Source organism: Pseudorhodoferax aquiterrae (genome assembly GCF_014652235.1).
In the GTDB taxonomy this organism is placed as follows: domain Bacteria; phylum Pseudomonadota; class Gammaproteobacteria; order Burkholderiales; family Burkholderiaceae_C; genus Pseudorhodoferax; species Pseudorhodoferax aquiterrae.
In genome coordinates, this window is record NZ_BMYK01000020.1 from 116,335 (window position 1) to 122,388 (window position 6,054).

The following is a 6,054-nucleotide window of genomic DNA, read 5'->3' on the forward strand; positions in this document are numbered from 1 at the left end:
CATGCTCACGCGCACCGCCTCGCAGTCGCTGACCGAACAGCTGGCCGCCCATTTCGCCGAGCGCATCGGCGACCGGCTGCTGGCCGCCGGCACGCGCCTGCCTTCGGTGCGCCAGTGTGCCGAGCAGCATGGCGTGAGCCCGGCCACCGTGGTGGCGGCCTACGACCGGCTGCTGGCCCAGGGGCTGGTGGAGGCGCGGCGCAACCGCGGCTTCTTCGTGCGCGAGCAGCGCGTGGCGCCGCTGTCGGGCGCAGCCGCGCAGCCCGCAGGCGCCGTGCGGCCGCCCGTGGACGCGGCGGCGCTCATGCGCGGCATGTTCCACAGCAGCGAGCAGCCGCAGCCCGGCATCGGCGTGTTCCCGCCCGATTGGCTGGCCAGTGACATCGTGGCCGCCGCCGTGCGCCGTGCCACGGTGGGGCAAGGCCTGAAGGCTTTGTCACTGCAATACGGCGAGCCGGCCGGCGACCCGGCGCTGCGCCGCGCGCTCTCGCACAAGCTTGCCGGCCTCAACGTGCCGGCCGCGCCCGAACAGATCGTGACCACGGTGGGCGCCACGCATGCGCTGGACATCGTGAGCCGCACGCTGCTGCGCGCAGGTGACCATGTGATGGTGGAGGAGCCGGGCTGGGCCATCGAATTCGCGCGCCTGCAGGCGCTGGGCGCCGTGATCCTGCCGGTGCCGCGCGGCGCCGACGGGCCGGACCTGGAAGTCATGGCGCGCTACTGCGAGGCCCATGCGCCCAAGCTGTTCGTGAGCGTGAGCGTGCTGCACAACCCCACGGGCCACTGCCTGTCGCCCGGCAGCGCGCACCGCGTGCTGACGCTGGCCAATGCGCATGGTTTCCACATCGTCGAGGACGACACCTACAGCCACCTGGCGCCCGACCACGCCACGCGGCTGTGCGCGCTGGACGGCCTGGCCCGCACGATCTACGTGAGCGGTTTCGCCAAGATCCTGGCCCCGGGCTGGCGTGTGGGCTACCTGGCGGCGCCGGCCGCGCTGGTCGAGCGCTTCCTGGACACCAAGCTGCTGGCGACGCTGACCACGCCTGCGCTGCTGGAGCAGGCCATGGCCTGGTGCATCGCGCAGGGCCAGCTGCGCCGCCATGCGCAGCGCGTGCGCACGCGGCTGGACCAGGCCCGCGCGCGCAGCGTCAAGCTCGCGCGCGCAGCGGGCTGCCGCTTCGTCAGCGAGCCAGCCGGGCTGTTCGGCTGGGTCGACACAGGCGTGGACACCGAGGCGCTGTCGCTGCGCATGCTCGACGAGGGCTACCTGCTGGCGCCCGGCGCGCTGTTCCACGCCGGCCGCAAGCCCGGCACGCTGATGCGCATCAACTTCGCGACCACGCAGGCCCAGGCCTTCTGGAAGGTGTTCGAGCGCGTGCGCGCGGCCATGTAGCGCCTGAATTCGGGCGCAAGGAGCGGGGTGCAGTGGCCTGCCGGCTGCCCTAGAGTTGCAGACATGCAGACCTCGTTTCTGGACGAACCGGCCACCGATCTGGCGGCCGCGCTCGACGCCGAAGGCCATGCCGTGTTGCCCGGCCTGCTGGCGCCCGCGCAGTGCGCGGCCCTGGCCGCGTTGTACCCGCAGGACGCGCTGTACCGCAGCACCGTGGTGATGGCGCGCCACGGCTTCGGCCGCGGTGAATACCGCTACTTCGCCTACCCGCTGCCGCCTCTGGTCGCGCAACTGCGCCAGGCCCTGTACCCGCAGCTTGTGCCCATCGCGAACCGCTGGAACCAGTGGCTCGGCAAGCCGCTTTGCTACCCCGCGACGCTGGACGCCTTCCTCGCGCGCTGCCACCGCGCCGGCCAGACGCGGCCCACGCCGCTGATCCTGCAGTACGGTGCTGGCGACTACAACTGCCTGCACCAGGACCTCTACGGCGAGCATGTGTTCCCGCTGCAGGTGGCGATCCTGCTGTCGCGGCCCGGTGTGGATTTCACGGGCGGCGAGTTCGTGATGACCGAGAGCCGGCCGGGCGAGCAGCGCGCCCATGTGGTGCCGCTGGCGCAGGGCGATGGCGTGGTGTTCGCCGTGCACGAGCGGCCTGCGGCGGGGCCCACGGGCCGCGTGCGCCGCCTCGCGATGCGCCATGGCGTGAGCCGGCTGCTGGCCGGCCGGCGCCACACGGTCGGCCTGATCTTCCACGACGCCACCTGAAATTGCGCCGCAAGAACCGGAGTGCTTGCGCTGGAACTGCGCCGGACACTGGAGGCTTACAGGAGAGCACCATGGAGACCACCATCCACAACGCCTATGCCGACGACGACGCGCGCTGGGCCGCCGTGCAGGCGCGCGACGCACGCGCCGATGGCAGTTTCGTCTACGGCGTGAAAACCACCGGCGTGTTCTGCCGGCCCAGCGCCGCGGCAAGGCTGCCGCGGCGCGAGAACGTGGAGTTCTTCGCCAGCGCCCAGGCGGCTGAGGCCGCGGGCTACCGCGCCAGCCGCCGCGCGGCGGCCGACCGCAGCGCGCTGGCTGCGCAGCGCGCTGCCCTCATCGCCCGGGCCTGCCGCAGCATCGAAGCATCGGAACTGCCGCCGTCGCTGGACGCGCTGGCGGGCGAAGCGGGCATGAGTTCCTTCCACTTCCATCGCGTGTTCAAGGCCGAGACCGGGCTCACGCCCAAGGCCTATGCGTGCGCCTTTCGCGCACGGCGCCTGCGCGAGGAGCTTGGCCAGGGCGAGGCCTCGGTCACGCAGGCCATCTACGGGGCCGGGTTCAACTCCAACAGCCGCTTCTACGCGGCCTCGCAGGCGCTGCTGGGCATGCATGCGCGCGACTACCGGGCCGGCGGTCCCAACATGCGCATCCGCTTCGCGGTGGGCCAGTGCACGCTGGGCGCGATCCTGGTCGCGCAGAGCCAGCGGGGCATCTGCGCCATCTTGCTCGGCGACGATGCCGACCAGCTCGTGCGCGACCTGCAAGACCAGTTTCCCAAGGCGCAACTGATCGGCGGCGATGCCGGGTTCGAGCAGCTCGTGGCCCAGGTCGTGGGCTTCGTCGAGGCGCCGGCGCTGGGCCTGAACCTGCCGCTGGACGTGCAGGGCACGGCCTTCCAGGAGCGGGTGTGGCAGGCGCTGCGCGAGATCCCGCCGGGCGCCACGGCCAGCTACGCCGAGGTGGCCGCGCGCATCGGCCAGCCCAAGGCCGTGCGTGCCGTGGCCCAGGCCTGCGGTGCGAACCGGCTCGCGGTCGCGATCCCCTGCCACCGCGTGGTGCGGCACAGCGGCGAGCTCTCGGGCTACCGCTGGGGTGTGGAACGCAAGCGCGCGCTGTTGTTGCGCGAGGCAGAAGGTGCTTGACGCACTGCGCGCGCGCGTCGCGGGCCTGGACTGGGCGGACATCGCTGCGCAACTGGATGCCGAGGGCTGGGCGGTGCTGCCGGGCCTGCTGCACACGGCGCAGGTTGAGGCCCTGGCTGCGATGTGCGAGCGGCCCGGCCCCTGGCCCGGCTGGGTCGGTGCGCTGCAAGCGGCGCTCTACGCCCAGCTGGTGCCGATCGCCAACGCTTGGCACGCACGCCTGGGGCGTTCGTTGCGCCATCCCGCTGCACTGGTACGGGGCGAGGAGCCGCGGCCGCATTGCCTGCGGGCCGGCGAAGACCTGCCGCTGCAACACGGAAGCGAGGCGCCGCAGGCCTTCCCCTTGCAAGCGGGCATCCTACTCAGTACGCCCGGCGAAGACTTCACGGGCGGCGCCCTGGTGCTGATCGAGCAACGCCCGCGCATGCAATCGCGGCCCACGGTGCTGCCGCTGCGCCGCAGCGACATCGCACTGTTCGCCGTGGCCGAGCGTCCCCATGCCGGCACCCGCGGCGACTACACCGTGCAGCTGCGGCACGGCATCGCGCGCGTGCGCTCGGGCCGGCGACTGGCGTTGGTGCTGCGTTTTGAGGAAGCGATCTGAGCGTGCTTTGTTTTACCCGGGTGTAATTGACGGATTGTTTTTACCCGGATAATATCTCGGAATGGCATCCGATCCCCTACCTCACGAGCCGGCCGAGCCCCTGGTCACGGCCTTTCTGGGCCACCGCCGCATCGGGCAGGGCACGCGCGCCGCGGTCACGCGCGCGGCCCGGCGCGCGCTGGCTGCGCCGACCGCGGGCAGTGCGCCACTGCTCGCCTTCGACGACGCGAGCGGCGCACCGGTCGAGCTGGACCTGCGCCAATCCCCTCCTGCGGCGGCCACCGGTGCCGCTGCGCCACCGCCGCCGCCCGGTCGGCCGCGGCTCGGCGTGGTCGCGCGTGAGGTGACGCTGTTGCCCCAGCACTGGGAATGGCTCGCGCTGCAACCCGGCGGCGCATCGGTTGCGCTGCGCAAGCTCGTGCACGAGGCGCGCCGCAGCCTCGCGGCACAGGACGCAGTGCGTGCCGCGCAGGAGCGCTGCTACCAGTTCCTGCGCGCCATCGCTGGCGACCTGCCAGGCTACGAGGAAGCGCTGCGTGCGCTGTTCCGCGGCGACCGGGCCGGCTTCGACGCTGCCACTGCAGGCTGGCCGGCCGATGTGCTGGCCCATGGCAGGCGGCTTTCCGAAGGCGCCTTCGGCGCGCCGCAGGATTGACGGCCATGGTTGCACCGACATCTTCTGCCGATCCGCGCCCGCTCTGGCGCGTGTTCCTCGTGTTCTTCGGGCCCATGGTCCTGGGCAACGTGCTGCAAGGCCTGCAGGGCACCCTCAACGGCATCTTCGTGGGCCAGATGCTGGGCACGCATGCGCTGGCGGCCACGGCCGGCATGTTCCCGGTCGTGTTCTTCCTGGTGTCGCTCGTGATCGGCATCGGCGCAGGCGGATCCATCTTGATCGGTCAGGCCTGGGGTGCACGGGAGCCGCACAAGGTGCGCCACATCGCCGGCAACGCAGTCCTGGCGGGCCTGGTCGTCGGTCTGCTTGCGGCCATGCTGGGCGGCGTGTTCGCCGAGCCTGCGTTGCGCGCATTGCACACGCCGCCCGAGGTGCTGGCCGATGCCGTGCTCTATGCGCGCACGCTGATGCTGGCCATGCCGGGCCTCTTGCTGTTCATCCTGTTCTCGCAGCTGCTGCGCGGTGTGGGCGACACCTTCTCGCCCATGGTGGCCATGCTGCTGTCGACCCTGCTCTCCTGCGTGCTGACGCCTGCGCTGATCCGCGGCTGGGGCGGCCTGCCGCAGCTGGGCCTGGTCAGCGCTGCCGTGGCCACGGTGGCCTCCTATGTTGGCGCACTGGCCTGGTTGGCGTGGTACCTGCGTCGACGCCAGCACCCGCTGGCGCTCGGCATGCCGCTCCTGCGTGCGATGCGGCCGGACGCTGCCACGCTGCGGCTCATGCTGCGGATCGGCATGCCGGCCGGCGTGCAGATGATCGTGGTCTCGCTGGCCGAGATCGTGCTGCTGGCGCTCGTGAACGGCCATGGCCCGGACGCCGTGGCGGCCTACGGCGCCGTGAACCAGATCGTCAACTACGTGCAGTTCCCTGCCATGTCGATCGCGATCACGGCCTCCATCCTCAGCGCCCAGGCCATCGGCGCGGACCGAGCCGATCGCCTGGGTGCGATCACGCGCACGGCGCTCGTGCTCAACCTCGTCGTCACGGGCGCGCTGGTACTGCTGGGCTACGCGCTGTCAGCCCGCCTGTTGGCCCTGTTCATCACGCAGCCCGCCGTCATCGCGCTGGCGCAGTCGCTGTTGCACATCCTGCTCTGGAGCCTGCTTCTGTACGGCTGGGCCAGCGTGCTGGGCGGCGTGATGCGCGCCTCCGGCACGATCATGGTGCCCATGCTGATCGGCGTGGGCAGCATTGCTTGCGTCGAGCTGCCCGTGGCCTACGGGCTGTCCGGGCCGCTTGGCCTGCAAGGGGTCTGGATCGGCTATCCCGTCACCTTCGCGGCCATGCTGGCGCTGAACGCCGCCTACTTCCAGTGGGTGTGGCGCAAACGGCGGGTCGAGCGGCTGGTTTGAGCAAGCGTCAAAAAGTTGCGCACATTGGTTGCGCATGGTGTATAGTCGTGGGCTTCGCTGATCGCAGTGCTTGAAGTGCAGTGATCAGCCGTCCGGATCGGATGATCCTGGTG

At 71.3% G+C, this 6,054-nt stretch carries 6 protein-coding genes; all 6 read left to right on the plus strand.

Annotation, left to right across the window (positions count from 1 at the left end; translation table 11 throughout):
- Window position 1 precedes the first annotated feature (1 nt).
- The 6 genes from IE209_RS24350 (at window position 2) to IE209_RS24375 (ending at window position 5,941) form a co-directional block, all read left to right on the plus strand.
- Window positions 2-1,399, plus strand: a complete 1,398-nt coding sequence (locus IE209_RS24350; protein ID WP_189689475.1) for an aminotransferase-like domain-containing protein — start codon at window positions 2-4, stop codon at window positions 1,397-1,399.
- 63 nt (window positions 1,400-1,462) lie between these two features.
- Window positions 1,463-2,164, plus strand: a complete 702-nt coding sequence (locus IE209_RS24355; RefSeq protein ID WP_189689476.1) for a 2OG-Fe(II) oxygenase — start codon at window positions 1,463-1,465, stop codon at window positions 2,162-2,164.
- Between the two features lie 71 nt (window positions 2,165-2,235).
- Window positions 2,236-3,309 (plus strand): bifunctional DNA-binding transcriptional regulator/O6-methylguanine-DNA methyltransferase Ada, encoded by a 1,074-nt coding sequence (gene ada, locus IE209_RS24360; RefSeq protein WP_189689477.1) that lies wholly within the window; start codon window positions 2,236-2,238, stop codon window positions 3,307-3,309.
- Window positions 3,302-3,913 (plus strand): 2OG-Fe(II) oxygenase, encoded by a 612-nt coding sequence (locus tag IE209_RS24365; protein ID WP_189689478.1) that lies wholly within the window; start codon window positions 3,302-3,304, stop codon window positions 3,911-3,913. The genes ada and IE209_RS24365 overlap by 8 nt, the downstream gene beginning before the upstream one ends.
- 61 nt (window positions 3,914-3,974) lie before the next feature.
- Complete coding sequence (locus tag IE209_RS24370; RefSeq protein WP_189689479.1) at window positions 3,975-4,568, plus strand: DUF2239 family protein; 594 nt, start codon at window positions 3,975-3,977, stop codon at window positions 4,566-4,568.
- 5 nt (window positions 4,569-4,573) lie between these two features.
- Window positions 4,574-5,941, plus strand: coding sequence for an MATE family efflux transporter (locus tag IE209_RS24375; RefSeq protein ID WP_189689480.1), 1,368 nt, complete (start codon window positions 4,574-4,576; stop codon window positions 5,939-5,941).
- The last annotated feature ends 113 nt before the right edge of the window (window positions 5,942-6,054 follow it).